The sequence below is a fragment of the Pseudooceanicola sp. HF7 genome, from assembly GCF_011806405.1.
In the GTDB taxonomy this organism is placed as follows: domain Bacteria; phylum Pseudomonadota; class Alphaproteobacteria; order Rhodobacterales; family Rhodobacteraceae; genus Pseudooceanicola.
In genome coordinates this window covers 151,471-177,266 of record NZ_JAATOW010000005.1, presented here as the reverse complement: position 1 = coordinate 177,266, position 25,796 = coordinate 151,471, and the positions used below count along the sequence as shown (strand labels likewise).

25 protein-coding genes are annotated in these 25,796 nt (G+C 65.0%); 14 read left to right on the top strand and 11 right to left on the bottom strand.

The window, feature by feature from the left end; translation table 11 throughout:
- Window positions 1-624 (bottom strand): LysR substrate-binding domain-containing protein (locus HCZ97_RS04750; protein ID WP_167687527.1); only part of this gene is annotated, 624 nt, incomplete at its 3' end.
- A 101-nt stretch (window positions 625-725) separates the two neighbouring features.
- Here HCZ97_RS04750 and HCZ97_RS04745 point away from each other — a divergent pair.
- Together HCZ97_RS04745 and HCZ97_RS04740 are read left to right on the top strand one after the other, a co-directional pair.
- Entirely contained in the window at window positions 726-1,463 is a 738-nt protein-coding gene (locus HCZ97_RS04745; protein ID WP_167687526.1) for an SDR family oxidoreductase, read from the top strand.
- A 135-nt stretch (window positions 1,464-1,598) separates the two neighbouring features.
- On the top strand, window positions 1,599-1,808 hold the full coding sequence (locus tag HCZ97_RS04740) for a 4-oxalocrotonate tautomerase family protein (protein WP_167687525.1): 210 nt from the start codon (window positions 1,599-1,601) through the stop codon (window positions 1,806-1,808).
- Window positions 1,809-1,973: 165 nt separating this feature from the next.
- On the opposite strand, the gene HCZ97_RS04735 is transcribed toward HCZ97_RS04740, so the two are convergent.
- The 3 genes from HCZ97_RS04735 to HCZ97_RS04725 form a co-directional block, all read right to left on the bottom strand.
- Entirely contained in the window at window positions 1,974-3,053 is a 1,080-nt protein-coding gene (locus HCZ97_RS04735) for a PHB depolymerase family esterase (protein WP_167687524.1), read from the bottom strand.
- A gap of 26 nt (window positions 3,054-3,079) precedes the next feature.
- Window positions 3,080-3,496 carry a CopG family transcriptional regulator gene (locus HCZ97_RS04730; RefSeq protein ID WP_167687523.1) on the bottom strand — a complete coding sequence of 139 codons (417 nt, stop codon included), beginning with the start codon at window positions 3,494-3,496 and terminating at the stop codon, window positions 3,080-3,082.
- Between the two features lie 221 nt (window positions 3,497-3,717).
- A complete protein-coding gene (locus tag HCZ97_RS04725; RefSeq protein ID WP_167687522.1) occupies window positions 3,718-4,080 on the bottom strand; it encodes a response regulator in 363 nt (120 codons plus the stop codon).
- A gap of 200 nt (window positions 4,081-4,280) precedes the next feature.
- On the opposite strand from HCZ97_RS04725, the gene HCZ97_RS04720 reads away from it, so the two are divergent.
- Entirely contained in the window at window positions 4,281-6,152 is a 1,872-nt protein-coding gene (locus tag HCZ97_RS04720; RefSeq protein WP_167687521.1) for a methyl-accepting chemotaxis protein, read from the top strand.
- A 158-nt stretch (window positions 6,153-6,310) separates the two neighbouring features.
- On the opposite strand, the gene HCZ97_RS04715 is transcribed toward HCZ97_RS04720, so the two are convergent.
- From HCZ97_RS04715 to HCZ97_RS04705, 3 genes are read right to left on the bottom strand one after another with little or no spacing between them, the layout of a single operon-like run.
- Entirely contained in the window at window positions 6,311-7,015 is a 705-nt protein-coding gene (locus HCZ97_RS04715) for a GntR family transcriptional regulator (RefSeq protein WP_167687520.1), read from the bottom strand.
- Entirely contained in the window at window positions 7,002-8,210 is a 1,209-nt protein-coding gene (gene argE, locus HCZ97_RS04710) for an acetylornithine deacetylase (protein WP_167687519.1), read from the bottom strand. The genes HCZ97_RS04715 and argE overlap by 14 nt, the downstream gene beginning before the upstream one ends.
- A complete protein-coding gene (locus HCZ97_RS04705) occupies window positions 8,210-9,394 on the bottom strand; it encodes a M24 family metallopeptidase (protein ID WP_167687518.1) in 1,185 nt (394 codons plus the stop codon). The genes argE and HCZ97_RS04705 overlap by 1 nt, the downstream gene beginning before the upstream one ends.
- Window positions 9,395-9,607: 213 nt before the next feature.
- Here HCZ97_RS04705 and eutB point away from each other — a divergent pair, with 213 nt between their 5' ends.
- Window positions 9,608-10,624, top strand: a complete 1,017-nt coding sequence (eutB, locus tag HCZ97_RS04700; RefSeq protein WP_167687517.1) for a hydroxyectoine utilization dehydratase EutB — start codon at window positions 9,608-9,610, stop codon at window positions 10,622-10,624.
- A gap of 141 nt (window positions 10,625-10,765) precedes the next feature.
- On the opposite strand, the gene HCZ97_RS04695 is transcribed toward eutB, so the two are convergent.
- Window positions 10,766-11,335, bottom strand: a complete 570-nt coding sequence (locus tag HCZ97_RS04695) for a DUF882 domain-containing protein (RefSeq protein ID WP_167687516.1) — start codon at window positions 11,333-11,335, stop codon at window positions 10,766-10,768.
- Between the two features lie 329 nt (window positions 11,336-11,664).
- On the opposite strand from HCZ97_RS04695, the gene HCZ97_RS04690 reads away from it, so the two are divergent.
- From HCZ97_RS04690 to HCZ97_RS04675, 4 genes are read left to right on the top strand one after another with little or no spacing between them, the layout of a single operon-like run.
- Window positions 11,665-13,284, top strand: coding sequence for a murein L,D-transpeptidase (locus tag HCZ97_RS04690; RefSeq protein ID WP_167687515.1), 1,620 nt, complete (start codon window positions 11,665-11,667; stop codon window positions 13,282-13,284).
- A gap of 38 nt (window positions 13,285-13,322) precedes the next feature.
- Window positions 13,323-14,414: a UDP-3-O-(3-hydroxymyristoyl)glucosamine N-acyltransferase gene (locus HCZ97_RS04685; RefSeq protein WP_167687514.1), complete on the top strand. Its 1,092-nt coding sequence runs from the start codon at window positions 13,323-13,325 to the stop codon at window positions 14,412-14,414.
- 34 nt (window positions 14,415-14,448) lie between these two features.
- Complete coding sequence (locus HCZ97_RS04680) at window positions 14,449-14,712, top strand: acyl carrier protein (protein ID WP_167687513.1); 264 nt, start codon at window positions 14,449-14,451, stop codon at window positions 14,710-14,712.
- Window positions 14,709-15,920 carry a beta-ketoacyl-[acyl-carrier-protein] synthase family protein gene (locus HCZ97_RS04675; RefSeq protein ID WP_167687512.1) on the top strand — a complete coding sequence of 404 codons (1,212 nt, stop codon included), beginning with the start codon at window positions 14,709-14,711 and terminating at the stop codon, window positions 15,918-15,920. Before HCZ97_RS04680 ends, HCZ97_RS04675 begins: the two co-directional genes overlap by 4 nt.
- A gap of 99 nt (window positions 15,921-16,019) precedes the next feature.
- Here the strand turns inward: HCZ97_RS04675 and HCZ97_RS04670 are convergent, their stop codons facing one another.
- Entirely contained in the window at window positions 16,020-16,652 is a 633-nt protein-coding gene (locus tag HCZ97_RS04670) for an invasion associated locus B family protein (RefSeq protein ID WP_254871342.1), read from the bottom strand.
- Between the two features lie 810 nt (window positions 16,653-17,462).
- Here HCZ97_RS04670 and HCZ97_RS04665 point away from each other — a divergent pair.
- Window positions 17,463-18,593, top strand: coding sequence for a PQQ-dependent sugar dehydrogenase (locus HCZ97_RS04665; protein ID WP_167687510.1), 1,131 nt, complete (start codon window positions 17,463-17,465; stop codon window positions 18,591-18,593).
- A 25-nt stretch (window positions 18,594-18,618) separates the two neighbouring features.
- On the opposite strand, the gene HCZ97_RS04660 is transcribed toward HCZ97_RS04665, so the two are convergent.
- Window positions 18,619-19,626: a GlxA family transcriptional regulator gene (locus tag HCZ97_RS04660; protein WP_167687509.1), complete on the bottom strand. Its 1,008-nt coding sequence runs from the start codon at window positions 19,624-19,626 to the stop codon at window positions 18,619-18,621.
- A 170-nt stretch (window positions 19,627-19,796) separates the two neighbouring features.
- Between HCZ97_RS04660 and HCZ97_RS04655 the strand changes: the two genes are divergently transcribed.
- Window positions 19,797-21,167, top strand: a complete 1,371-nt coding sequence (locus HCZ97_RS04655; RefSeq protein WP_167687508.1) for a class II 3-deoxy-7-phosphoheptulonate synthase — start codon at window positions 19,797-19,799, stop codon at window positions 21,165-21,167.
- A gap of 150 nt (window positions 21,168-21,317) precedes the next feature.
- Here HCZ97_RS04655 and HCZ97_RS04650 read toward each other — a convergent pair whose 3' ends face one another.
- Entirely contained in the window at window positions 21,318-22,031 is a 714-nt protein-coding gene (locus HCZ97_RS04650) for a PAS domain-containing protein (protein WP_254871341.1), read from the bottom strand.
- Between the two features lie 416 nt (window positions 22,032-22,447).
- Here HCZ97_RS04650 and HCZ97_RS04645 point away from each other — a divergent pair, with 416 nt between their 5' ends.
- The 4 genes from HCZ97_RS04645 (at window position 22,448) to HCZ97_RS04630 (ending at window position 25,720) form a co-directional block, all read left to right on the top strand.
- Window positions 22,448-23,326, top strand: coding sequence for a YicC/YloC family endoribonuclease (locus tag HCZ97_RS04645; RefSeq protein ID WP_254871340.1), 879 nt, complete (start codon window positions 22,448-22,450; stop codon window positions 23,324-23,326).
- 150 nt (window positions 23,327-23,476) lie between these two features.
- Window positions 23,477-24,118 (top strand): guanylate kinase, encoded by a 642-nt coding sequence (gene gmk / locus HCZ97_RS04640; RefSeq protein WP_167687505.1) that lies wholly within the window; start codon window positions 23,477-23,479, stop codon window positions 24,116-24,118.
- The gene (locus HCZ97_RS04635) at window positions 24,115-24,642 is read left to right on the top strand and encodes a gamma carbonic anhydrase family protein (protein ID WP_167687504.1); all 528 of its coding nucleotides are present in this window, start codon (window positions 24,115-24,117) and stop codon (window positions 24,640-24,642) included. The genes gmk and HCZ97_RS04635 overlap by 4 nt, the downstream gene beginning before the upstream one ends.
- Window positions 24,643-24,682: 40 nt before the next feature.
- Window positions 24,683-25,720, top strand: coding sequence for an ATP-binding protein (locus HCZ97_RS04630; RefSeq protein WP_167687503.1), 1,038 nt, complete (start codon window positions 24,683-24,685; stop codon window positions 25,718-25,720).
- Window positions 25,721-25,796: the final 76 nt, after the last annotated feature.

Here is a 25,796-nt window from a genome sequence, read left to right as displayed (position 1 = left end):
GGCGCCGTCGCGCGTGAATTCCAGCGGCAGGACCTCGCCCGTGCGCGACGACAGGAAGCCGATCATCCGGTGGTTTTCCAGATCATCGCAATCACGCGGCGTGCCGTGGCGGACCAGGTAGGCCGGGCTGGCGCAGGTGATTTCGGGCAACTCGCCAAGCTTTCGCATTCGTAGGCTGCTGTCCTGCGGGTGCCCGGCCCGCAGCGCGCAATCGACACCGTCACGCACGATGTCGACGAAACGGTCGCTTTGCGAAAAGGATATGGTCAGCCCCGGGAAGCGGTCCAGAAACGCCGGAAGATGCGGAACGAGGAAGGTGCGCGTGAGCAATCCAGAAGCATCGATGCGCAGGTGGCCGGTGGGGCTACCTTTGGCGAAGGTGCCGAAGGTGTCCTCGACCTCCGCTAGGATGGCCCTTGCCCTGCGATAGAACTCCGCGCCCTCCGGTGTCGTCGCGACCTGACGGGTGGTGCGCGCCAGCAGACGCACGCCCGCTTCCTGCTCCAGCAGGTTAATCGCATTGGTCGCGGTGGACCGGGCGACGTTCAGATCCCGCGCCGCGCGGGCAAAGCTGCCGCCCTCGACAATGCGTGTGAAAAGTTCAAGCCGGTCCAGTCTGTCCATGCCGTTTGTTAGTGCAGGATGAATTGTGATGTCAATTTTCAGGTATTTGTTTCGCCGTGAAGCATGGCCTAGCTGTCTCCCATACTCAAACGGAGATCGTCATGACCCATGAAACCCGAACGGCCATCGTGACCGGCGCATCCCGCGGCATTGGGGCCGAGATCGCGCGTCACCTGGCTGCCGACGGCATTCGCGTCGCCATCAATTATGCAAGCAGCCCCGACGCGGCAGAGGCCCTTGCTGCCGAAATCACGACGGCCGGCGGCCAGGCGGTCACGATCCATGCCGATCTGGCAGACCCTGCCGCACCCGCCGCCCTTTTCGACGCGGCAGAAGCGGCGTTTGGCAACGTCGACATCCTTGTGAACAACGCCGGGATGATGGTGTCCTCGCCCCTCGCAGAGGCGGATGATGCGCAGATCGACGCCCAGGTGGCACTGAACCTGGCCGCCCCCATCCGACTGATGCGCGAGGCGTCGCAGCGGATGGCGCAGGGCGGGCGGATCGTGAACCTCTCGTCCTCGGTCGTGGGGCTCTATCAGCCCGGCTACGGGCTTTATGCGGCCACCAAGGCCGGGATCGAGGCGGTGACCCATATCCTGGCCAAGGAGCTGGGGGCGAAGGGCATCACTGTCAACGCCGTGGCCCCGGGCCCTGTCGGCACGGACTTCTTCCTGGCGGGCAAGAGCGACGCGCTGGTGGAGCAGATCAAGGGCATGAACCCCTTCGGTCGCCTCGGCACTCCAGAGGATATTGCGCGTGTCGTACGGTTCCTGGCCAGCGAGCAGTCGGGATGGATCAGCGGGCAGGTCATTCGCGCCAACGGCGGCGTGATCTGATCGCGCCGAAGCTCGACCCGTCCCGGGATGGGGCAGGGATCCTCAACGGCGTGGCCCACCGGGACCGCGTCCAACGTCCGGAGCGGATCGGCCTGGCCGAGCATCTCCATCACCAACCCTGAAAGGAAAAAATCCATGCCATTCGTGAACATCAAGACGCCCGAAGCGGCCCTGACATCCGACCAGAAGGCCGAGATCGGGCATCGCGTGACAGAGATGCTGGTCGAATACTTCTCCGAGGCAGCCCGACCGCATACCATGGTCCTGATCGAGGAAGTACTTGATGGCGGCTATTACCGCGGTGATGAGCCCTTCTCGATCCCGCAGGCCTATCGCGCGCGGTGAAATCCGGGCCCCACTGGCCGCAGCCTGCGGCCAGTGGGCTGTTCCTTCTCCCGCCGGAAATGGCTTTCGGGAAAAGGCGGTAGCCTCGCAGCATCAGTGCCGCAGCAATCAGCCAGAAAGACGATTGCTGCGGGCCAAGTCTGCACCGGGAGGCTAACCCTCTGCTCAGGTGGCGGGCGCGAAGAAGAAGCGGACCATCTCCGCGCTTGCATCGGGGCCCTTGGGATCGGCGTAGCTTCCTGCCGCCTGTCCGCCGGACCATGCATGGCCAAGGCCCTCCACGACCCAGTGGGTGACCGTTTCCAGACCGTTGCCGTCATGGGTGGTACACTGCCGGTAGGCTCTTCCACCTGCGGTCCCTGCAGTCTCGCTCTGGAGGCTTTGCGCCGGGCCACCGTCAAGAGCCTGCCGGACGATCCCATCGCCGTTGGACGGGTGGACGGTGGAATCCGCATCCCCATGGAAGACGATTGTCCGCGTGGGTGCCGTGCGGGTGGTGCTTTGATCCGCGCGTCCGCCCATGGCAGCAAAGGCCGAAGGCACATCGTGCGCCGCGCCGGCAGGCAGACCGGAGTGGGCGCCCACGGCCTTGAAGAGATCCGGGTAGGTCCCGCCCAGGATGACAGCCATGGCTGCCCCCGCGGACAGGCCCGCGACAAAGACCTTTTCCTCTGGCACCGCATGGCGCCCGATGACCTCGCGTGTCAGGCCCGCAAGGATGGCGGGCTCTCCGCGATCACGCCTCTGGTCGCCCCGGCTGAACCAGTTCCAGCAGGACTGGGCGTTGTCGCCGCGCGACTGCTGCGGGTAGAGAACGATGAAGCGATGCTGCTCGGCAAGGGCGTTCATGCCAGTACCGGTGGCGAAATCCTCGGGCGTCTGGGTGCAACCGTGAAGCATGACCACGAGGCCGGTGACACCGTCGCGCGCAGAAGCGGGCACATATGTGCGGTAGCGGCGCGTGCCGGCCGTGCAGGCGAAGCTGCCGTCGTCAAAGCGCGCGCCCTCGGGAAGGTCAGCAGGCGGCGTCGCGGTCCCGCCTTCGGGATTAAAGCGCGCCATCAGCCCGGACAGGGCCGAGGTCAGCGTTTCACTGCCTGTGCCAGCAGGGACCCCCGCCAGGGGGCCAGCCGTGAGCCCATGCTGTGCCAGCGTGCGCGTGACAAGGTCATTGGCGGAGGCAATTTGCGCAGCGCGCGTTTGCCCGGTCGCCGGGCGCCAGGCGCCGGCGTTGAAATTGATCATCTGTTCCGTCCTTGTGAGGGCCGCCGCTACTTGATGCGGTCGGCGAGGGCCTTCTTGATGTCCGGGGAAGCCTGGAGGCTGCCGAGAACGCTGATCGAGCCGATGGTCGCCCGGGCGAGGTCGGGCGTGACGTCTGAATGAATGCGGGCCAGGCCCACGACCTTGATATGCAGGACCTCGCCGGCCGCGCGGAGCTGCTCAAGCTCCGCCCGGTCGAAGTCCCGAAGGCCAAGTTCCATGGTATGGCGCTCGATGGAGCGGTCGACGGCCTCTCCATGCGTGTCGAGTTGCTTGCGGATCGCGGTGCGGATGAAGTCACTGCGGTTCGAGTAGAACCCCTCCTGCACCAGCAGGTCGATGCGACCAAGGTCGACGAAGCCGAGGTTGATCGTGATCTTCTCGTTGTCCGGTTGCTTGTCCCGGATCTGTCTTACCTCGGCCATGATCGGTTCTCCATCTACATGGATGGTATATGGATGTTAGGCGGATGTTTGCAAGGCTGACGCGCTGTCTTTTGTCAAATCACCCAAGCCCGCCTCGGGAAGATTCGGACGAAGGCCTGCGATCTGCCGCGCAATCAAGCGTCACCAGCCCCCAAAGGGAGGGTCCCGGCCCGCAGTCCAGGCCGCAGCGTCATGTCGGGTGGAATAGGCTCAGGCCTGGTTTAGGCAGGGCCCAGGTGGTCTGCCAGGGCCTCTTTCAGCACGGCCATGCCCACGGGCTTGCGCAGGATCCGGGCCTCGCTCATGCCTTCGGGCCGCTCCGCGTATGAGCCATAGCCCGAGACGAACATCACCGGCAGGCCCGGTTGCAGGTCGCGGGCCGCATCGGCCAGAGCAAAGCCGTCCATCGTGCCGTTCAGCTTGAGGTCGGAGATCATCAGGCCCAGCTCCGGCGAGGCCTTCAGCAGCTCCAGCGCCTCTGCTCCGGAGCGCGCGGTCAGGGCAGGATAGCCCAGCAGCCCGCAGGCCTCTGCCGTCAGCTCCAGCAGCGCCTCGTCATCGTCCACAAGCAGTAGTCTTGCCATCTGTCAGGTCCCGCCCAAGCTTTGTTTGGCAAGCCTAGTGCATCGAAAATCCATTTGCGACCCCCGGTTGAGGCGCGCGGGGGGCCAAGGGCGAAATAAGTCGAATACTCTCTAAAAACATCCCCGATGGAGGAACGCTAAACCGGACATTTACGCTTTGCGGTCAGTTCTGCGGGGACCCATGCCAAGGAGCGTTTAGTATGTCAGGTGGATTTGGACTCCGGATTGCGCCAAGGATCTTCTCGATCATCCTCGTGTCCATCATCACGAGCGGAACATTGGCCTATTCGATCTACGAAATCGCCGGGAACCGGATCTACAAGATGCGCCAGATCGATCTGCGCAACATGGTAGAAGCCGCCAGCAGCCTGCTGGTGCCGTTGAACGCGCAGGTGGCCTCCGGCGAAAAGACGCTGGAAGAGGCCCAGGCAGAGGGCGTTCGCCTGCTAGAGTCGATCAGCTACGATTCCACCAATTACATCTTTGCTTTCGATGAAGATCTGATCGTGGTTGCCCACGGCGCGAACCCGGCGCTTGACGGCACCAACCAGCGCGATCACGAAGACCCCAACGGCGTCATGGTGTTCCAGGAGCTGGGGCGCGTGGGCGCGCAGACGGGCGGCGGCTTCGTTCCCTATTCCTTCATGATGGATGGCAAGGTCCAGCCCAAGCTCAGCTATGCGCTCGAATTCCAGCCCTGGGGCTGGATCCTGGGAACCGGCGCCACGATCGCCGATATCGAAGGGCAGATCGCAGAGATCCGCAACCGCGCCGCGCTGGTCTTCCTGGTCGGCGTGATCATCATGGCCACGGTCAGCTGGTTCATCGCGCGCAGTGTCACGGCGCCCGTGACGCGCCTGAACGCCCGGATGCGGGCCCTGTCCGGGGGCAACCTCTCCGATCCCATTCCCGATACCGGCAGTGCCGATGAGATCGGCGAGATGGCGCGCTCTGTCGAGGCCTTCCAGAAGGACCTGGTGCGCGGCGAACAGATGAAGGCAGAGGCGGTCAAGGCCAAGCAGGAACAGGAATCGGCGGTCGCGGCGCTGGCAGATGGCCTGCGCGCGCTGTCCCAAGGGGACCTAAGTATGCAGATCGCCGGACCGTTCCCGCCCAGTTACGAGGCCCTGCGCAAGGATTTCAACGATACCGCCAGCAACCTTGCCGACCTGATCGGCACGATCTCTGACACCGCCGGCATGTTGCAGCAGAAGGGCGAAGCGATCAGCCAATCGGCAGAGGTGGTGGCCAAGCGGTCGATCGAATCCGCGGCCTCTCTGGAAGAAGCCGCCGCCGCCATCGAAGAGCTGACCTCTTCCACCATCCTCGCGGCCAAGGGCGCGGCAGAGGCCAACAAGATCGCCACCGACGCGACCGCCAACGCGGAACGCAGCGGCGACGTGGTCGGGCGGGCCGTGACCGCCATGGGCTCGATCGAGGGGTCCTCTGGCAAGATTTCCCGGATCATGGACGTGATCGACGATATCGCCTTCCAGACCAACCTGCTGGCGCTTAACGCCGGGGTCGAAGCGGCGCGGGCCGGTGAGGCGGGGCGTGGCTTCGCGGTGGTCGCCTCCGAAGTGCGCGCGCTGGCGCAGCGCTCTTCCGAAGCCGCACGGGAGATCAACACGCTGATCACCGAAAGTGGAAGCCAGGTTTCCGAAGGGGTCAGCCTTGTCGGGGCCGCGGGCCAGACGCTGGAAGAGATCGCGGAGTCGGTCCAGAAGATCGCCGCGCATATCTCTGACATCGCAACCTCTGCCAATGAGCAATCCGCCGGTGTGAGCGAGATCAACACCTCTGTCTCCTCGCTGGATCGGGCGACGCAGGAGAACTCCGCCATGTTCCAGGAAACGCTGGATGCCAGCCGCTCCATGACGGAAGAGGCGATCAACCTGCGCCACGCGGTCGGGCGGTTCAAGCTGGGCCGCAGCGGAAATGCCATCCCGGCGGCCATGCCCGTCGCGCGCGCGCCACAACGCGCCGCGGCCCCCATGGCCCCCGCCGCACCCCGCGCCGTGGTGAACGGCCCGGCGCCCAGTGCCGGGGAGGATGAATGGGAAGACTTCTAAACCGAAAGCCCGGCGCGCTTCGCCGGGCCGGCAAGGAATGATACCGGGCCGGGTCCTTCGTTGGGCCCGGCCTTTTCCTTTGGGGCGGACCGATCAGGGGCTTTGGGGTTGTCGGACGCCGCAGCAGCCGAAGGGGCGCAAGTCGAAAGGGCCGCCCCTCAGTCGGGTCGACCCTGCGCCCGTCTTTCCTGCAACCGCCGGAAACTCATGGAGACATGCGCACGATGGATCGCGGCGGCGGCTTCAAGGTCCGGGATTTCCAGCGCGTCGCGCACGTCCTCGGCCTCTCGGGCAAAGATCGCGATCTCTTCGGCCAGGTCCAGGCGGGGCCCGTCCTCCGGTTGCGTCAGCGCATGTAGCCAGATCCGCGCGGTTTGCCCATGAAGATGGCCGGTCATCTCCATCAGGGGCTGGTTGCCGGAAAGCTCCGATTGCGCGGCGCTGAAATCCAGGATCAGCCGGGCGAATGCGCGCGGCGTTTCGGGGCCGGCGGGCAGGTCGCGGGCCCGCGTGGCGATCTCGCGGAACCGCGCCAGAAGCGGCGGCGCAGGCGGCCGCGGCTCCAGCCGCGCCGCCAGAATCGCCAGTTCGATCCGTAGCGCGTAGATCCGGTCCAGCTCTGCATCCGCGACATCGGTGACGAAGGTTCCGACCCCGTGAACCGATTGCAGCAGCCCCGTAGCCTCCAGCCGGGCAAGCACCCGGCGCAGCGGCGTGCGGGACATGCCGAATTCACCTGCCAGCGCCTCTTCGGACAGTTTCACGCCGGGGGGATAGTCCAGCAGGCAGATACGCTCCCGCAGGATCTGTTCCAGCCGCGCGCTGCGAAGGCGCGCGGTCAGATGCGGCTCAGCCGGCGCCATTTTCCACGGTCGCCGACGGCGCGGACCCAAGGGAGCCTGACCCGTGCAGAATTGCCAGTTTCTCCAGCATCTCAAGGCATTGCGCCAGCTGGTCAAGCTCCACGAATTCGTCCGGCTTATGCGCCTGCTCGATGGAGCCCGGTCCGCAAAGCACCGCTTGGATCCCCAGCTGCTGGAACAACCCGGCCTCTGTCCCGAAGGGCACGCAATGGGCGCCATTCGCGCCGGTCAGCTGCTGGACCATGTCGCGGATGCGGTTTTCCGGCATCGGCTCAAGCCCGGTGACCTCTCCGATCACCTCGGTGGTGATCTCGGCCCCGGGCGTCACCGCGCGCATCTGCGGGAGCAGCTCTGCCTGGCAGTACTCGGCCACGCGGGTCTTCACGAAGGCCATGTCGTCCTCGTTGATCGGGCGCATTTCCCATTCCAGCGTGGCATAGCCGGGAATGACGTTATGGGCGTGCCCGCCATGCAGCGCGCCGATGTTGATCGTGGTCTCCGGCGGCTCAAAGGGAGAGTTCTGCGGCGCGCGCGCCTTCAGCTCCTGGCGCAGGGAGAGCAGCTGGGCGATGTAGCGTGTGGCATATTCCACCGCGTTGGTGCCGCGCTCGGGGGCAGAGCCGTGCCCCTCCGATCCGGTGAAGCGCACGGTGTATTCGCAGACGCCCTTGTGCCCTTCGACCACCTGCATCTGCGTCGGCTCTCCGATCAGGGCCAGGGCCGGGCGGATGCCACGGGCTTTCAGCACCTCCACCAGGGAGCGGGCGCCGATGCAGCCGACCTCTTCGTCATGGGTGATGGCGATGTGGATCGGGCGAAGGTTGGCGGCGGCCTGCAATTGCGGGGCCAGCGCCAGCACGGCGGCGATGAAGCCCTTCATGTCACAGGTGCCGCGCCCGTAAAGCCGCCCCTCGGCCTCGCGCAGGGCGAAGGGATCGCTGGTCCAGGGCTGTTCGGCCACCGGCACCACGTCCGAATGGCCCGAAAGCACCAGCCCGCCGTCCTCCTCCGGGCCGAAACTGGCCCAGAGGTTGGCCTTTTCTCCGGAGGGATCGCGCAGGACCTCCACCCGCGCGCCATGGGTGGCAAGGTGATCGGCGATATAGGCGATCGCATCCAGGTTGCTGTCAGAGGAGATCGTCGCAAAGCCGATCAGATCCGCAAGGATCGCGGTGGTTTCTTCCAGCTTGCTCATCAGTCTTTCACGAACAGCTTGCGGGCCACGTTGCACAGCGGTTCCGCCGCGCCGTCTTCGCGGATCAGGATGGTTTCCGTGGTTTCCAGCCCCCAGTCATCCATCCAGAGGCCGGGCATGAAGTGGAAGGTCATACCGGGTTCCAGCACCGTTTCATCCATCGCGCGCAGCGACACGGTGTGTTCGCCCCAGTCCGGCGGGTAGGACAGGCCCACGGCATAGCCGCAGCGGTTGGGCCGTTCGATCCCGACCTTCATCAGCTCCACGTCCAGCGCGCGGGCGATGTCACAGGCGCGGTTGCCGGGGCGCGCAACCTCGATCCCCGCGTTCAGCCCTTCGGTCAGCGCATCGGCGGCGTCGATCATGAACTGCGGCGGCTTGCCCAGGAAGATCGTGCGCGACAACGGCGCGTGGTAGCGCCGGTAGCAGCCCGATTGCTCGATAAAGGTCGCCTCGCCGGATTTCAGCGCCTCGCCGTTCCAGGTCAGGTGCGGGGCCGAAGCATCCTCGCCCGAGGGCAGCAGCGGCACGATGGCCGGGTAATCGCCCCAGCTGTCCTCTTCGCCCTGCACCGCGGTCTTGTAGAGCTCTCCCACCAGGTCGTGCTTGCGCATGCCCGGCTCTGCCAGCTCCATCGCGCGTTCGATCACCAGCTCAGAGATCCGCGCGGCACGGCGCATGAAGGCCAGTTCCTCGTCCGACTTGATCAGTCGTTTCCAGTTCACCAGGCTCGAGGCATCGATGATCGTTGCCTCCGGCAGGCCGTCCAGCAGGACTTCCTGCGCCTTGGCGGTGTAGAAATAGGTCTCTTTCTCCACGCCGATGCGGGCATCGCCATAGCCCATGATGCGCAGGTGGCTGGCCAGGTCCTCCATCGGGTGGCAATCGGTGCTCTGGATGTAGCGGTCCGCGTAGTAAAGGATGTGTTCATGGTTCATCCAGACGGTGCGCTTGGCGCCATTGGCGTCCTGCAGGCGGCCCCACCAGTAGGGATCGCCCTCCATCGGCAGGATCACGCCCTGGTGGACGTAGAAGCTCCAGCCGTCATAGCCGGTCAGCCAGTATTGGTTGGAGGGGTTGGTGATGAACAGCACATCGATCCCGGCCTCGGCCATGGCCGCGCGGGTGATGCGGATCCGGCGCTGGTATTCGGCCGGAGAGAAGGGCGCTTTGCTGGTGGCCATTTGAAATTCCAACTTGTGTACATTTGTTTCTGGCGATGCCTGATCGAGGCGCGTTGAGCAAGGGCAGAGGCCCCAGACCCGGCGGATCGTTTGCGACTCGGGTATCGTTGTGCACATCATTGGAAAATTCCGTTCCGGAAACGTCAATCCGTCCCAGGGGAGCGTCGCCATGCAAATCACTTTCCCTTTGCCGCCGCTTGCAGATTGGGCGCCATGAGGGTCCCGCAAGAGGCCCCCGGCCTGGCACAGATCCGCGCGGCCGCAAAGGCGATCCAGGGGCAGGCGGATGGCACGCCGCTTGTGCCCTCGGCGCTGTCGGACAGGATCGGCCAGCCGCTCTGGCTGAAGCTTGAGATCTGCCAGCCCACTGGCGCCTTCAAGCTGCGCGGCGCGCTCAATGCCATTGCGCGTCTGGGGCCCGATGTCGCTGGCGTCACCTGTTGTTCCACCGGCAACCACGGCCGCGCGGTGGCCTATGCGGCGCAGGCGCGGGGCCTGCGCTCGGTGGTCTGCATGTCCGAACTGGTGCCCCCGGTGAAGGTCGAGGGCATCCGCGCCCTGGGCGCAGAGGTGCGCATCATCGGGCGCAGTCAGGATGACGCCCATGCGGAAAGCCAGCGGCTGGCGCGCGAAGAGGGCCTGGCAGAGATCCCGCCCTTCGACGATCCCGGCGTGATCGCCGGCCAGGGCACCATCGGACTTGAGATTGTCGAGGCCCTGCCGGAGCTCTCCCTGCTGCTGGTGCCGCTGTCGGGCGGCGGGCTGGCCGCGGGCATGGCGCTGGCGGCCAAGGCCCTGCGCCCGGATCTACGGATCGTCGGGCTGACGATGGACCGGGGCGCGGCCATGGCGGCCTCCATCGCGGCGGGCAAGCCGGTCGCGGTGGAAGAGGTGGCAAGCCTGGCTGACAGCCTGGGCGGCGGCATCGGGGCCGCCAATGCCCTGACCCTGCCGATCTGCGCCGCGCTGCTGGATGAGGTGGTGCTGCTGACAGAGGAAGAGATCTACCACGCCATGCAGGCGCTCTATTTCGAGGATCGCATGGTGGCAGAGGGCGCCTCTGTCGTGGGGATCGCCGGGCTTTTGTCAGGCAAGGTCACGGCGACGGGTCCTGTGGCGACCGTGCTGACAGGGCGCAACATGGACATGACGCAGGTCACAAGGATCATGGCCGGACAGGACGTGGATCTGGGCGGCCACAGGGTGAAGGGCGCGCCCTATACACCTTGAAATGAAACGAAAAAGGCCGCCCGAAAGTGGCGGCCTTGCAGATCCGGACGGGACCAGATCAGGACGGCCCCGCGCGGTGGGGGCCGGTGATGTCCCAGGTGGTCGAGGGCCCGCCGCTGCTGCGGCCCGGCCCCTTCAGGCTCAGGCGCCCCAGGAGCGGACGGGGCCGCAATCCATGTGCACGAAGTTGGAGCCGCTGTAGCGACCGACGCCGCCGGCGTGACAGGAACTGGCCGCGCGGGCCATCTGGTTCACACTGCGCGAGGCCAGCCGAAGATCCGCGGCCTGACCCTTCATGTGGAGCGAGTTCTTTGCAACGCCGGAGGAGCGGGCCCGCAGCATCGCGTTGGTCTGGGGCGACCGATAGCCCGACAGAAGCATGTAGGGTTCGTTCACATCCATCAGGTTATGCGCGGCGGCCATGATATCGACCGTGCGCAGGTCGATCTTGATGGTCTGGTTGTTGCGCCAGTCCCGCATGAATGTGGTGATCTCGTTCAGCGCATCAGAGAGGTATTCCCCCTCGATCCAGTAGATCATGTCCAGGTGTTCACCCGTCCGGGCGGAATACATCTGGATCCGTCTGATATCGCCTGCGTTTCTCAGAAAGCCAGCGGCTTTCGAAAAGGTCGGTGCTGCTGTGATGGCCGTAGCCGCAAATGCTCCCAGAAGGGAGCGACGCGAAATCCTCGCGAAGCCTTGCTCGTTCATTGTAGCGCTGTCCCGTCGCTCTTGTTTTTAGGGCCGCGGTGGTCCGCAGCTCCAGTGTCATCTCATCCCCAGATGCAGGTCCGTTATGCCATAGGGAGGATTTGTCTCAAACCCTTCATTGCCCGACCAGGCTGAAGTTTCCGTAAATTCGGCGAGAATTCGCCAAGAAAAGTAGGGGATTCCCGCATTCCGGGAAGGAACCGTTGCCGCTAAGCTGCGTTGTGAAAAAGAGGTATTGCGTTGACCTTTATGTGAATGGACAGCGGTAAGATACTGACGGAACGCTGTTTCCAAACACGACGAGCAGAATAAAAGGACCTCGGAACGCAATGAAAGCACCCATTCCAAGACGGGCAGGGCGCGCCGCCCTGCTGGCGCTTACTTTGATGGCGTCCGGCCCGGCGCTCGCCCAGGAAACCACCCAAGGCCTTGACGTGACGCCGCGTAACCTTGCCTTCGCGCAGGCGCTGTCCTCGGATACGGAGCTTTCGGAATACTATCGTGCACGGGATTATGCCCCGATCTGGACGGCCGGGGATTCGGCCTCCCAGGCGCGGCGCGCGGCCCTGATCATGGGGATGCGCATGGCGCCCCTGCATGGCCTGCCGGAAAGCAAGTACCAGCCCGATGCGCTGATCGCCCGGATGAGCAACGTGCGCGGCGCGGCAGAACTCGCCCGGCTAGAGATCGAGCTGTCCAAGATCTACCTCGACCTCGCCAGCGATTTGCACACCGGGATCCTGACGCCGTCGAAGGTGGTGCCGCTGATCCTGCGCAAGGTGCCGCTGCAATCCGCTGCGACCTACCTTGATGGCCTGCAGAACGGCGATCCGGCCGATTACATCCGCGCGCTGCCGCCCCAGACGGCGGAATACCTGGGCCTGCTGAAGGCCAAGTTCCGTCTGCAGGACATGATGGCGCGCGGCGGCTACGGCGCGCAGGTCCATATCGACGTGCTGAAACCCGGCGCCACCGGGCGCGAGGTCATCGCGCTGCGCGACCGCCTGACCGCCCTTGGCTACATGAAGCCCAGCGTCTCTGCCTCTTACGATGCCACCATGGAAGCTGCCGTCTCGGCCTTCCAGCGTGACACCGGGCTGGCAGAGGATGGTGTGGCCGGTCCCGCCACCATGGAGCAGATCAACATCCCCGTCTCCGAACGGCTGGAAAGCATCACCGTCGCGCTGGAGCGCGAACGCTGGCTGAACATGCCGCGCGGCGATCGCCACGTGCTGGTGAACCTGACCGATTTCTCGGCCCGGATCGTGGATTTCGACCATGTCACCTTTGAAACCCGCTCCGTCGTCGGGGCCAACCGCGATGGCCGTCGCACGCCGGAGTTCTCCGATGAGATGGAGCATCTCATCATCAACCCGACCTGGCACGTCCCGCGCTCCATCGTGGTGGGGGAATACCTGCCCCAGATCCAGCGCAATCCCAATGCCGCCTCCCAGCTGAACATCATCGACCGCGCCGGTCGCGTGGTGCCGCGCGATGCAGTGGACTGGACCCAGTTCAATGCCAGCAACTTCCCCTTCGCGATGAAACAGCCGCCCTCCAACAGCAATGCGCTTGGGCTGGTGAAGTTCATGTTCCCGAACAAGAACAACATCTATCTGCATGATACGCCGTCAAAAAGCCTGTTCCAGCGCAACGTCCGCGCCTTCTCTCACGGCTGTATCCGCCTGCAGGATCCCTTCGATTTCGCCTATGCGCTGCTGGCGGTCCAGGAAGACGATCCCGAAAGCTTCTTCCAGTCGCGCCTTCGCAGCGGTCGTGAGACACAGGTGAACCTGGAAACCCATGTGCCCGTGCACCTGATCTACCGCACAGCGGTCGTCAGCCCCAAGGGCCAGATCGGCTTCCGCCAGGATATCTACGGCAGGGATGCGAAGATCTGGGATGCGCTTGCCGCCCAGGGGGTGACTCTGGACCCGGTTCGCGGCTAAACCCGTGCCGACAGGCAGCATGGGGAGCGTCCGGCCAAATGGCACATAGCATTCAAGACATCGCAGAAGCCCTGGGCTGCAAGGCCCTGGGCGATACCAGCCTCACGGTCACAGGCGTGGCAGAGCCCGCCTCGGCCACGGCCGATACCCTGGCGCTGGCCATGAAGCCCGAGTTCGCCGAGGACCTGCCCAAGGGCAAGGCCCGCGCCGCGATTCTCTGGGAAGGGGCGGACTGGGAAACCTATGGCCTTGAGGCGGCGCTGTTTTCTCCGCGCCCGCGCATGGCCATGTCCGGCCTGACGGCGATGATGGATCCTGGCCCCGGTTTCGCCCCCGGCATCCATTCCACCGCCATCATCGATCCCTCCGCCCATCTAGAGGCCGACGTCTCCGTTGGCCCCTATACCATCATCGCCGCCGGTGTGCGGATCGGCGCGGGCACCGTCATCGGCCCGCAATGCCACCTCGGCACCGATGTCCAGATCGGCCCCGGCGCGCTGCTGCACCCGGGTGTGCGGATCGGGCCGCGCGTGAAAATCGGCGCGCGCTTCATCGCCCATCCCAACGCGGTGATCGGCAGCGACGGCTTCAGCTTTGTCACGCCAGAGGAAAGCAACGTCGAACGCGCCCGCGCCACGCTGGATTCCGAATTCACGCCAGAGGCCCAGGCCTGGGTGCGCATCCATTCGCTGGGCTCCGTCGTGATCGGCGATGACGTGGAACTTGGCAGCCTCGTCGCCGTGGATGCCGGCACCGTGCGCCCGACCCAGATCGGATCGGGCACCAAGATCGACAATCACTGCCACATCGGACACAACTGCGTGATCGGGCGCGACTGCCTGTTCGCCGCTTTCGCGGGGATCGCGGGCTCCACCCAGATCGGCAACAATGTCGTTTTCGGGGGCAGGGTCGGTGTGGCGGACAACCTCAAGATCGGCGATGGTGTCATCGGGGGTGGCGGTTCGGCCATCCTGTCGAACGTGCCGGCAGGCCGTTTCGTGATGGGCAGCCCGGCGGTCAAGATGGATCAGCACATGGCCAGCTACAAGGCGCTGCGGCGCCTGCCGCGTCTTGCCGCACAGGTGGCAGAGCTACAGAAAGCAGTTTTCAAGCGCGGAGAGAAAGACTAAATCGGCGCTGAACGTTCGGAAGAGGGACACCGACATGGCGGAAATCAAGCAGAAGGTGGTCGAGATCATCGCCGAACAGGCCGTTCTCGAGCCGTCCGACGTCTCGATGGACCACACGCTGGAAGACCTGGGGATCGACTCGCTGGGGCTGGTCGAAAGCATCTTCGCGATCGAGGAAGCCTTTGACGTGCAGGTCCCGTTCAACGCCAATGATCCCAGTGAAAGCGATTTCGACATCTCCGATGTGAAGTCCATCGTCACGGGGGTCGAAAAGCTGGTGGCGGAACAGCATTCGTGAAACGCGTCGTCATTACCGGGGCAGGGACGATCAATGCCCTCGGCCATGATGTGGCCGAAACGCTTGCCTCCATGCGCGAAGGCCGCTGTGGCATCGCGCCGCTGGACGTGCGCGATGCGGACCGGCTCATGGTCAGCATCGGCGCGCAGGTCCAGGGCTTTTCCTCCGAAGGGCTCTTCAACCGGCAGCAGATGGCGCTTTACGACCGTTTCACCCAGTTCGCCCTGGTCGCCGCGCGCGAGGCGATCAACCAGTCCGGCCTGAACTTCGCCGGTGAGCTGGCGCACAAGACCGGGGCCATCCTTGGCAATTCCGGTGGCGGCATGACCACCATCGATGAGAATTATCGCTCGGTCTACGAAGAGGGCAAGAACCGCGTTCACCCCTTCGTCGTGCCCAAGCTGATGAACAATGCCGCGGCCAGCCATGTCAGCATGGAATTCAACCTGAAGGGCCCGACCTTCACGGTGTCCTCTGCCTGCGCAAGCTCCAACCACGCCATGGCCCAGGCCTTCCAGATGGTGCGCACGGGCATGTCGCCGGTGATGATCACGGGCGGCTCCGAAAGCATGTTGTGCTTTGGCGGGGTGAAGGCCTGGGAAGGCATGCGCGTCATGTCCAAGACCGCCTGTCGCCCCTTCAGCGCCAACCGCAACGGCATGGTCCAGGGCGAAGGCGCGGGGATCTTCGTCTTTGAAGAATATGAACACGCCAAGAAGCGCGGCGCCGATATCCTGGCAGAGGTGGTCGGCTTCGCCATGACCTCGGATGCCTCTGACATCGTCATGCCTTCCAAGCAGGGCGCGGCACGCACCATCGCCGGCGCCATGAGCGATGCGGGCATCACGCCGGAGCAGGTGGGCTATATCAACGCCCATGGCACCGGGACCGCCGCCAACGACAAGACCGAAAGCGCCGCCGTGGCGGATGTCTTCGGGCTGCATGCGGATACGGTGATGATCTCTTCCACCAAGTCGATGCATGGTCACCTGATCGGCGGCACCGGCGCGGTAGAGCTTCTGGCCTGCATCATGGCCCTGCGCGACGGGGTGATCGCCCCGACCATCGGCTATGAAGAGCCCGATCCCGAATGCGCGCTGGACGTGGTCCCGAACGAGGCCCGCGAAGCCAAGGTGGAATATGCGCTGTCCAATGCCTTTGCCTTTGGCGGGCTGAACGCCGTGCTGGCCCTTCGCCGGGCAAGCTAAGGCGCGCCTCGCCGCCTTCACACCACTCAACATGAAAACGCCGCCCCGCATCTCTGCGGGGCGGCGTTTCGCATTTCTGGGCTTGTCAGGCGTCGCGGCTTACTGCTGCTGTTCCGGCATTTGCTGGGGCGCCTGCTTGGGGATCACAGTGGATTTCGCGAAGCCATCGGTGAAGCCGCTCAGCGACAGCGGAAGCTTCACTTCCACCTGCGGTGCGCCATAGGGGCGGATGACCAGCTGGGCCTGCTTGCCACGCTTGAAGGCGTCCAGGTCCTGTTGGGTCAGCCCGATGCGGGACACGCAGCCGACGCGGTTGCAGACCGCGAAGGGGTATTTGCGCGGCTCACCGCCATCGACGCTCATCACCAGGCCTGCGGGCAGCAGGGTCTCAAGCGGTGCGACGATATTGGCGCCGGCCACGGCGGGGGGGTCGTCATCGACCTTGTAGACGATGATCTCTGCCACGGGGTTGTCCTGCTCATCGCGCATCAGCTGGTAAAGCTGGCAGGCTTCTTCTTCGCCTTCCTCGGCGCGGACGCACTGCAGGGCCCAGTCGCCCACATCTTCCTTGATGTAGACCTGGCCGGGCTGCGGATCCTCATTGGCGGATTCGCCAAGCGGCAGGGCGTTGAAATCTTCTGCCTCGCCGGCGGGCTGCTCAGGGGCGGCCTCCTGGGCAAAGGCGGGAAGGGCAAGCAGGCCGGTCAGGGCCATGGCGGTAGTGACTCTCAAGATTGCAGACATGTCGGTCCCGTTTTTCCTTCTGTCCTCGTCCGCTTAGCACGGGCAGGGACAAGTGTCAGGCCCCTTGCCGCTGCGCGCCTGTCAATTCCTTGGGATCTCAGCGGCATCGGCGAATTTCAGCAGGATGGGTCGAAGCGCGCGTCTTGCAGTCCGGGGATCGCCGCACCCGTGGCCCCGCGCGCAAGCCGGCGCGGCACCCGCATAGGCCGATGGGGCAGATGCAGAAAAGGAGCCCGAATGGACCCCTTTCCCGACTTTTTCTCCCCGTCGGACTGGCCGACTTGTATTTGATAGGGACGCTAGGTGGTTTACGGGGAACCGTCAACAGTGAAAGTAACGACTTTGCGACCGACACCCCCGGGCCATGACAGGCGGAGATTTCGACGCAAAAAAGGCCGCACCCGAAGGGCGCGGCCAGTCTGACAGGGAGGAAGTCCGTCCCACACCGGGTTCTCACCGGAAGCGGAACAGCTTGGATCCTGGCATGAAGAAGTTAAGCAAGGATGTGCAACCCGGCGTTGATCGGGATTTTTCCGGAGCGTCCCGCGCCGCCCGGGCTAATGCCTTGTCAAGAAAAGGGAAATTAGCTTCCCGCAATCGGCGGAAATGCGGGGGGTAGCGTCCGGCGCGCGCGCCCATGTTCCGACGCTACGCGCGGGTGCGGCACGGTGCACCCGGCGCGGCCCGACAGGCGCGCTTCCGGCTCATGAAACCGTGATCTACCCAGGCTTGCGCGGCTCTGGGGTGGCACTAACCTTTACCGGGAAAACGAAACGCAAGACAGGAGTGCCCTGGGTGATGCATAAATTTCCGGCACGGCGCAGCGCGGCCCTACTCGCGGCCCTCATCCTTGGTCTGACGGGGGCCTCCCTGGCCCCGAAACCCGCCCTTGCGCTGGACAGCGAGGGGCAGGAACTGGTGGTGGAACCCGTGGTCTCCGGCCTTGACGGGCCCTGGGGCGTCGGCTTCCTGCCCGATGGCACGGTGCTGGTGACGGAGCGGCGCGGACGGCTGCTTGCGATCCGCGACGGTCAGGCGACGCCCGTCGCTGGCCTGCCGAAGATCGCGGTGGCCGGGCAGGGCGGCCTCCTGGATATTCTGGTCCCCCGCGATTTCGCCCAAAGCCGGGAGATCCTCTTTACCTATGCCGCCCGCTACGACGGCGGCAGCGGCACGGCGCTGGCCATGGGGACACTGTCGGACGACCTCTCGACCCTGAAAAAGGTCGAAACGCTGTTCCGCATGACCCCGGCGGGCTCTGCCACCCGGCACTTCGGCTCCCGTATCGTGGAGGCGCCCGATGGGCGGATCTTCCTGACCATCGGGGATCGCGGCCAGTCGGAGATGGCGCAGGATCTCTCGGTGCACAACGGCAAGGTGTTGCGGCTGAACCGCGACGGCTCGGTGCCTGCGGACAACCCCTTCGTGCAGACCCCCGATGCCCGGCCGGAAATCTGGTCCTACGGCCATCGCAACCCGCAGGGCGCGGCGCTGGATGGCGCGGGCCAGCTCTGGATCAACGAACATGGCGCCCGTGGCGGGGACGAGGTGAACCGCATCCGGCCCGGGGCCAATTACGGCTGGCCGGTGATCGCCTACGGGCAGAACTACAACGGCACCGATATCGGCATCGGGACAGAGGCGCCGGGCATGGAGCAGCCGGTGACCTACTGGGATCCCTCCATCGCGCCCTCCGGCATGACCTTCTACCAGGGCGACGCCATTCCGGGCTGGCAGGGCGATGCCTTCGTCGGCGCGCTCAAGTTCGATTACATCGCGCGGCTGGCGGGCAACCCGCTGCAAGAGGTCGAACAGATCAAGCTGCCCGAAACCGCCCGCGTGCGCGCCGTGCTCAGCGGCCCCGATGGCGCCCTGTGGTTCCTGTCAGAGGATGACGGCACGCTCTACCGCCTGCGCCCCGCGACATAGGGCCGGCGACCTAGCCGGGAGCGGATCAGATAGACAGCCGCGTGCCCTGGCTGCCGCGTTCGCGGTAAGGCGTGGTCTGGTACTGCGCCCGGTAGCACTTGGAAAAATGCGACGGGCTGGCAAAGCCGCAGGACAGGGCCACGTTGATCACGCTCATGTCGGTCTGCATCAACAGGTTGCGCGCCTTCTGCAGCCGCAGTTCCATGTAATAGCGTTTCGGGCTGCGGTTCAGGTAGCGCCGGAACAGCCGCTCCAGCTGGCGGGTGGACATGCCCACGTCACTGGCCAGCACGCCGGGGCTGATCGGTTCCTCGATATTGGCCTCCATCATCTGGATGACCTTGGACAGTTTGGGATGGCGCACGCCGATCCGCGTGGGCACCGACAGGCGCTGCGTGTCCTGGTCCGTCCGGATGGAGGAATAGATCAGCTGGTCGGCCACCGCATTGGCCAGGTCCTCGCCATGCTGATCGGCAATCAGCTTCAGCATCAGGTCGATGGAAGAGGTGCCCCCCGCGGTGCTCAGCCGGCCGCCCTCTGCCACGAAGACGGACTTGGTCAGATGCACGTCCGGGAATTCCTCGGCAAAGCTGTCCTGGTTCTCCCAGTGGATGGTGGCGCGCTTGCCGTCCAGCAGCCCGGCCTTGGCCAGCGCATAAGAGGCGGTGCAAAGCCCGCCCAGCACCAGCCCCTTGCGGGCCTCCCGGCGCAGCCAGTTCATCAGCTTGCGGGAACATTCGTCCTGCACCTTGATGCCGGAACACAGCAGCACGTAATCGTCCCGCGTCAGCTCTCCCAGGGCGCCCGTGGCCTGGAACCCGGCCCCGCCGGAACAGAAGACCATCTCGCCATCGACGCTCTGCATCTCCCAGTTGTAAAGCTCCTGGCCGGCCATGCGGTTGGCAATCCGCAGGCATTCCATCGCAGACGAAAAGGCCAGCAGCGAGAAATTGTTCAACAGAACAAAGACAAAGCGGCGGGGCTTCGCGGGCGGAAGAGAGACGACCTGGACCGAGGGTGTTTTCCCGGACATTGAGTACCTGCTGACGACTGGGTGCGGGGCGGGATGCCCGGAATGCGATATCGCGGCATCAGGACAGAGCGCGCCAGAGAGGTCAAGAGTCGCAAATAAATATTGGCCCTTCCTTGCCATCTCCGGTATAGGCTTGACGCCTCAATCATCGAATGACCCCGGAGGACAAGATGGGTACATGGCAGAAATCCGATTGGCGCAACAAGCCGCGGGTGCAGATGCCTGACTATCAGGATCGTGAAGCGCTTGCAGCCGCAGAGGCGCAGCTTTCCAAGTATCCTCCGCTGGTCTTTGCAGGCGAGGCGCGCAAGCTGCGTGACGAGCTGGGCAAGGCCGGCCGTGGCGAGGCCTTCCTGCTTCAGGGTGGCGATTGCGCGGAAAGCTTTGCCGAATTCGGTGCCGACCAGATCCGCGACACCTTCAAGGTCATGCTGCAGATGGCCATGGTGCTGACCTTCGGCGCCAAGGTGCCCGTGGTCAAGGTTGGCCGGATGGCCGGCCAGTTCGCAAAGCCGCGCTCCGCGCCCACGGAAACCGTGGATGGCGTCGAGCTGCCCAGCTACCGCGGCGACATCATCAACGGCTTCGATTTCACCCCCGAAGCGCGCATTCCCGATCCCCAGCGGATGCTGCAGGCCTACACCCAGGCCGCGGCCTCTCTGAACCTGCTGCGCGCCTTCTCCAAGGGCGGCTATGCGGATGTGAACCGCGTGCACTCCTGGACCCTGGGCTTCACAGAGGCCGATGAGGCCGCGCGCTACCGCGACATGGCCAACCGGATCCAGGATGCGCTTGATTTCATCCGCGCGGCGGGCCTGAAGGCGGAAACCACCCATGAGCTGGGCGAGGTCGATTTCTACACCTCCCACGAGGCCCTGCTGCTGGAATACGAAGAGGCGCTGACGCGCGTCGATTCGACCTCCGGGCGCTGGCTGGCCGGCTCCGGCCACATGATCTGGATCGGCGACCGCACCCGTCAGCCCGACGGCGCGCATGTCGAATTCTGCACCGGGGTGCAGAACCCGATCGGCCTGAAATGCGGCCCCACCACCACGGCCGAGGACCTCAAGGTGCTCATGGCCAAGCTCAACCCGCTGAACGAGATGGGCCGCCTGACGCTTATCGCGCGCTTCGGGGCGGGCAAGGTCGGCGATCACCTGCCGCGCCTGATCAAGGCCGTGCAGGAAGAAGGCGCCAACGTGGTCTGGTCCTGTGACCCGATGCACGGCAACGTCATCAAGTCCTCCAGCGGCTACAAGACCCGGCCCTTCGCCTCCATCCTGAGCGAAGTGCAGGAGTTCTTCGCGATCCATCGCGCAGAGGGCACGATCCCCGGCGGCGTCCACTTCGAGATGACCGGCAAGGATGTGACCGAATGCACCGGCGGCGTCCAGGCGGTCTCGGATGAGAACCTCTCGGACCGCTACCACACCGCCTGCGATCCGCGTCTCAACGCGACCCAGGCGCTGGAACTGGCCTTCCTGGTGGCCGAAGAGCTGACCAGCCTGCGCGAAACCCGTCTGGCCGCAGCTGCCGGCTAAGGAACGGACGGGCCCGCGCACCGGGCCCGTTGCCGCACAGGATCGGGGCGGAATGCCATCGGTGAACAAACGGAAGGGCCACCCGCAGGGGTGGCCCTTTTCCGTTCTGCCGCCGTTTCCCGGAGGAGGGCAGCACCAGTCTTGGCAGTGTCAGTCCCGGTCGGTGTCCACGACACTCAGGTAAGGCCGGGGGCCGGGTTTCATGCGGACAGCGCCCGTGGCGGTCGCCTTGCGGGGCGCGCGGTCGAAGGCATCCCCGGGTTCCGGCACACGGCTGCCATGATGGGGCTGGGGCGTTTCCGTGACGATCTGTTCCTTGCGCCGCGCGGGCCGGGTTTCCTGCGGTTCCGGCTGCTTGGCCATGAAATCCCCCAGAAGCGGGCGCACATGGGTATCGGTCACCTCGAAGCGGCGCGGCGTGCGGCCAATCTCGCCCGTTGTGGCGAAACAGCCAAGCGCGCGGCTGATGTCGCCCAGGTCGCTTTTCATCGGCAGCAGGATCATGCGGCCCGTGATCGTCGGCTTGCCCAGCCCGCCTTCGGATTCCAGGTCCACCGTGACCTTGGCCGGGCTGTCAAAGACCTGCTCCAGCGCATCGCCCATGCGGTTGCGCGATTGCGGCGTCACGAAAGAGCTGACCGGCATCCCGCGCACTTCCATCCCCATCAGGTCGGACAGGTGCGATCCGGCGATGCGCAACCGGGCGATCCCGGGGGCCACGCGCTCCAGCACAAAGGCGAATTCAAGCGCCCGTTCGATCCCGCGGGGATCGATATCCGCCCGGCGCGGCACAAGGCGTCCGGCGCGGATCGCTTCCCAATAGGCCTCGACTTCCTGGACGGCGTTGAATTTGCTCGCAGTCATGAAGTTGGAAAAACTGACGACGCGACTGCCGTCTCCTCCGTCCTGTCTCATTGCGATACTCCTGCTTTTCTCGATTCAGCCCCTATGCCGATCAGCCAAGTCCACAATCAGAGCGTAATAATCTGTCCGGTATCTCTACCGCATGGGCCCGTGTGTAATATCGGCCCTCAAACTTGGTTAAACATATCTTCATAGAGTTTACCTAAGGATTAATATGCCAGAATTGTCGGTGCTTTTTTTGGAAAACTGCGGCGATGGTTAACCTCGTTCAGAGCGCTTTGGGAAGCCCTGACCTTTTCGTCATGTTTTTCCGGGGCTTGCGTCCAAGGTTTCCAGCGCGCGATACAGAGGCAACCGGCAAGATGATGCTGTCTTCCAGCACAACAAGGGACAGGAGCAGGCAAATGGCGCGATCCATGACAGCGTTTTCATCGGCAAAAGGCGGCGCCCGCGGCCTGATCTGGAGCTGGGAGATTCGCTCGGTCAACTCCAAGGGATTGGACCTGCGCCTGCGCGTGCCCGATTGGGTGACGGGGCTTGAGGCGGGTCTGCGCGCGCGACTGAGCCAGTCCATGGCGCGCGGCAGCGTGACCCTCAACCTGCGCCTGACGCGCGAAGAGGGCAGCGCGAAACTGACCCTGCAAAAGGACCAGCTTGCCGCCCTTCTTGAGGCCCTGCGCGCCACGGAGGAAGCGGCAAAGGCGCGCGGCGTGACCCTTGCGCCCTCGCGCGCAGCGGATCTGCTGCCCATGCGCGGCGTGCTCGATGTCAGCGTCCCGGAAGAGGATGCGGGCCAGATCCTGCCGCTGCTGATGGAAGATTTCGAACCTCTGCTGGCGGATTTCCTGGACATGCGCGCCCGCGAAGGCGCCGCCATCGCCCAGGTGCTGCTGGACCAGGTCGCCCAGATCGAAACGCTGACCCAGGCGGCAAGCGAAGCGGCAGAGGCCCGCCAGCCAAAGGCCGCCCAGGCGCTTCAGGCCGCGCTGCGCCGGATCAGCGACAGCGCTGCCGATCACGACCCCCAGCGCATCGCCCAGGAACTGGCGCTGCTGGCGATCAAGGCCGATGTGACAGAGGAACTTGACCGCCTGCGCGCCCATATCGCGGCAGCCCGCGCCCTGCTGGGCGAAGAGGGGCCGGTGGGCCGCAAGCTCGATTTCCTCAGCCAGGAATTCAACCGGGAAGCCAACACCCTGTGTTCCAAGGCGCAGGATCCCGCGCTGACCGCCATCGGGCTTGAGCTGAAGGCGGTGATCGACCAGCTGCGCGAACAGGTCCAGAACCTGGAATAGCACGCGGTTGCCGGGGCCGGGAAAACCTGCATAACCGGGAACCTGAACACCGGGGTCCTCTCGGGCCCCCATGGCGCCGCCCGCCGGGGCCAAATCGGGCCAGATCGGGCATGGCCCGAAAAGACACCGCAAGGAATGGAAGAGAGCTACATGAGCAATCGGCGCGGACTTCTGATCATCCTTTCCTCGCCCTCGGGCGCGGGGAAATCGACCCTTTCCAAGCGGCTGCTGGCCTGGGATCACGACATCCGCTTCTCTGTCTCTGCCACCACGCGCGCGCCGCGCCCCGGTGAGGAACACGGGCGCGAATACTACTTCCACAGCCGCGCGGAATTCGACGACCTGGTGGCGCGCCAGCAGATGCTGGAACATGCCACGGTCTTCGGCAATTCCTACGGCTCGCCGCGCGGGCCGGTAGAAACGGCGATCGACCAGGGCGTCGACCTGCTGTTCGATATCGACTGGCAGGGCGGACAGCAGATCAAGAACTCCGCCCTGGGCAAGCACGTTCTGTCGATCTTCATCCTGCCCCCCTCCATGCAGGAGCTTGAGCGCCGGCTGGTCACCCGCGACCAGGACAGCGCAGAGGTGATCGCCACCCGCATGGCCAAGAGCCTGGACGAGATCAGCCACTGGCCGGAATATGATTACGTGCTGGTGAACGATGACCTGGACGCCACCGAAGAGAAACTGCGCACCATCATCTGCGCCGAACGGCTGCGCCTGACGCAGCAACCCGGCGTGATGGACGTGGTGCGCACCCTGAACACCGAATACGGGGACCGCGCATGACGCTCTACAGCCTGGATGGTGTGGCGCCCGAAACGCCGCAGGACGGGGATTTCTGGGTCGCCCCGGATGCCAATGTGATCGGGCGCGTGCGCCTGGAGAGCGGCAGCTCGATCTGGTTCGGCTGCACCCTGCGCGGGGACAATGAGCTGATCCATGTCGGCGCGGGCTCCAACGTGCAGGAAAACTGCGTGCTTCATACGGACATGGGCTTTCCCATGACCATCGGGGCAGATTGCACCATCGGGCACAAGGCCATGCTGCATGGCTGCACCATCGGGGAAAACTCCCTTGTGGGCATGGGCGCGACTGTGCTGAACGGCGCGGTGATCGGGCGCAATTGCCTGATCGGGGCAGGGGCCCTGGTGACAGAGGGCAAGCAGATCCCGGACAATTCCATGGTGCTGGGATCCCCCGGCAAGGTGGTGCGCGAGCTGGGCGCGGACTGGGAAGCGCGCCTGCGCGCCTCGGCCGCCCATTACCGTGAGAACATGCGTCGCTTCCGCGACGGCCTGCAGGCGCTCTGAAAGACCGCCGCGCGATGCAACAGACAGGACCAGCGCCCCGATGACCGATGCTTCCCTCACGGCGCTGCTCAGCGCCATACCGCTGCCCGCGCTCCTGGTGGGGCGCGGCGAACGCATCATCGCCGCCAATGCCAAGACCGCCGGCCTGTTCGGCCCCTCGATCACGGGGCGGCATTTCATCACCGTGATCCGGCAACCAGCCGTGCTGGACGCGGTGGAATCCTGCCTGCGCGACCGTCAGCCCCAAAGTACCCGCTACCTGGATTCGCGCCGGGGCCAGGAAACCAGTTACGAGGTCACCTGCTCCTACGTCGACAGCCCGCTGGGGCAGGGCGCGGTGGTCTGTTTTCAGGACATGTCCAAGCTTGAGACCGCAGAGCTGATGCGCCGCGATTTCGTCGCCAATGTCTCGCATGAGCTGCGCACGCCGCTGACCGCGCTGATCGGCTTCATCGAGACCCTGCGCGGCCCCGCGCGGGAGGACACGGCCGCCCGCGAGCGCTTTCTAGAGATCATGGCGAATGAAGCCGGCCGGATGGAGCGCCTGGTCAAGGACCTGCTCTCTCTCAGCCAGGTGGAGGGCGAGGCCCGCGTGCGCCCCACCGAACGGGTCGAGGTGCAGGGCCTCATGCAATCGGTGCGCAGCGCGCTGGCGCCGCTTGCCGCGGATGCCCAGGTGGATCTGGTGCTGCAAACGCCCGAAACCCCGGTCTTCGTGCAGGGCGATCCCGACCAGCTGCGCCAGGTGCTCACCAACCTGGTCGAGAACGCGATCAAGTACGGCGGCGCGGGGCAGGTGGATGTCACGCTCACCCCCGTCACCCAGATGGATGAGCTGCGCGGCCCCGGCATCGCGCTGACCATCACCGATCATGGCCCCGGCATCGACGAGGTGCATATCCCCCGCCTGACAGAGCGCTTCTACCGCGTGGATTCGCACCGCTCGCGCGAAATGGGCGGCACCGGGCTGGGGCTGGCCATCGTGAAGCACATCGTGAACCGCCACAGGGGCCGGATGCGGATTTCCTCGCGCCTGGGCGAGGGCACCTCTGTCCGGCTTTCCCTGCCGGCGGAGTGACGCCTCGCGCTGCTTTACGCGGCGGCATGGCGATGTGTCATAAAAGCGTTACACTGTTGTCACAAAAGCATTGCGG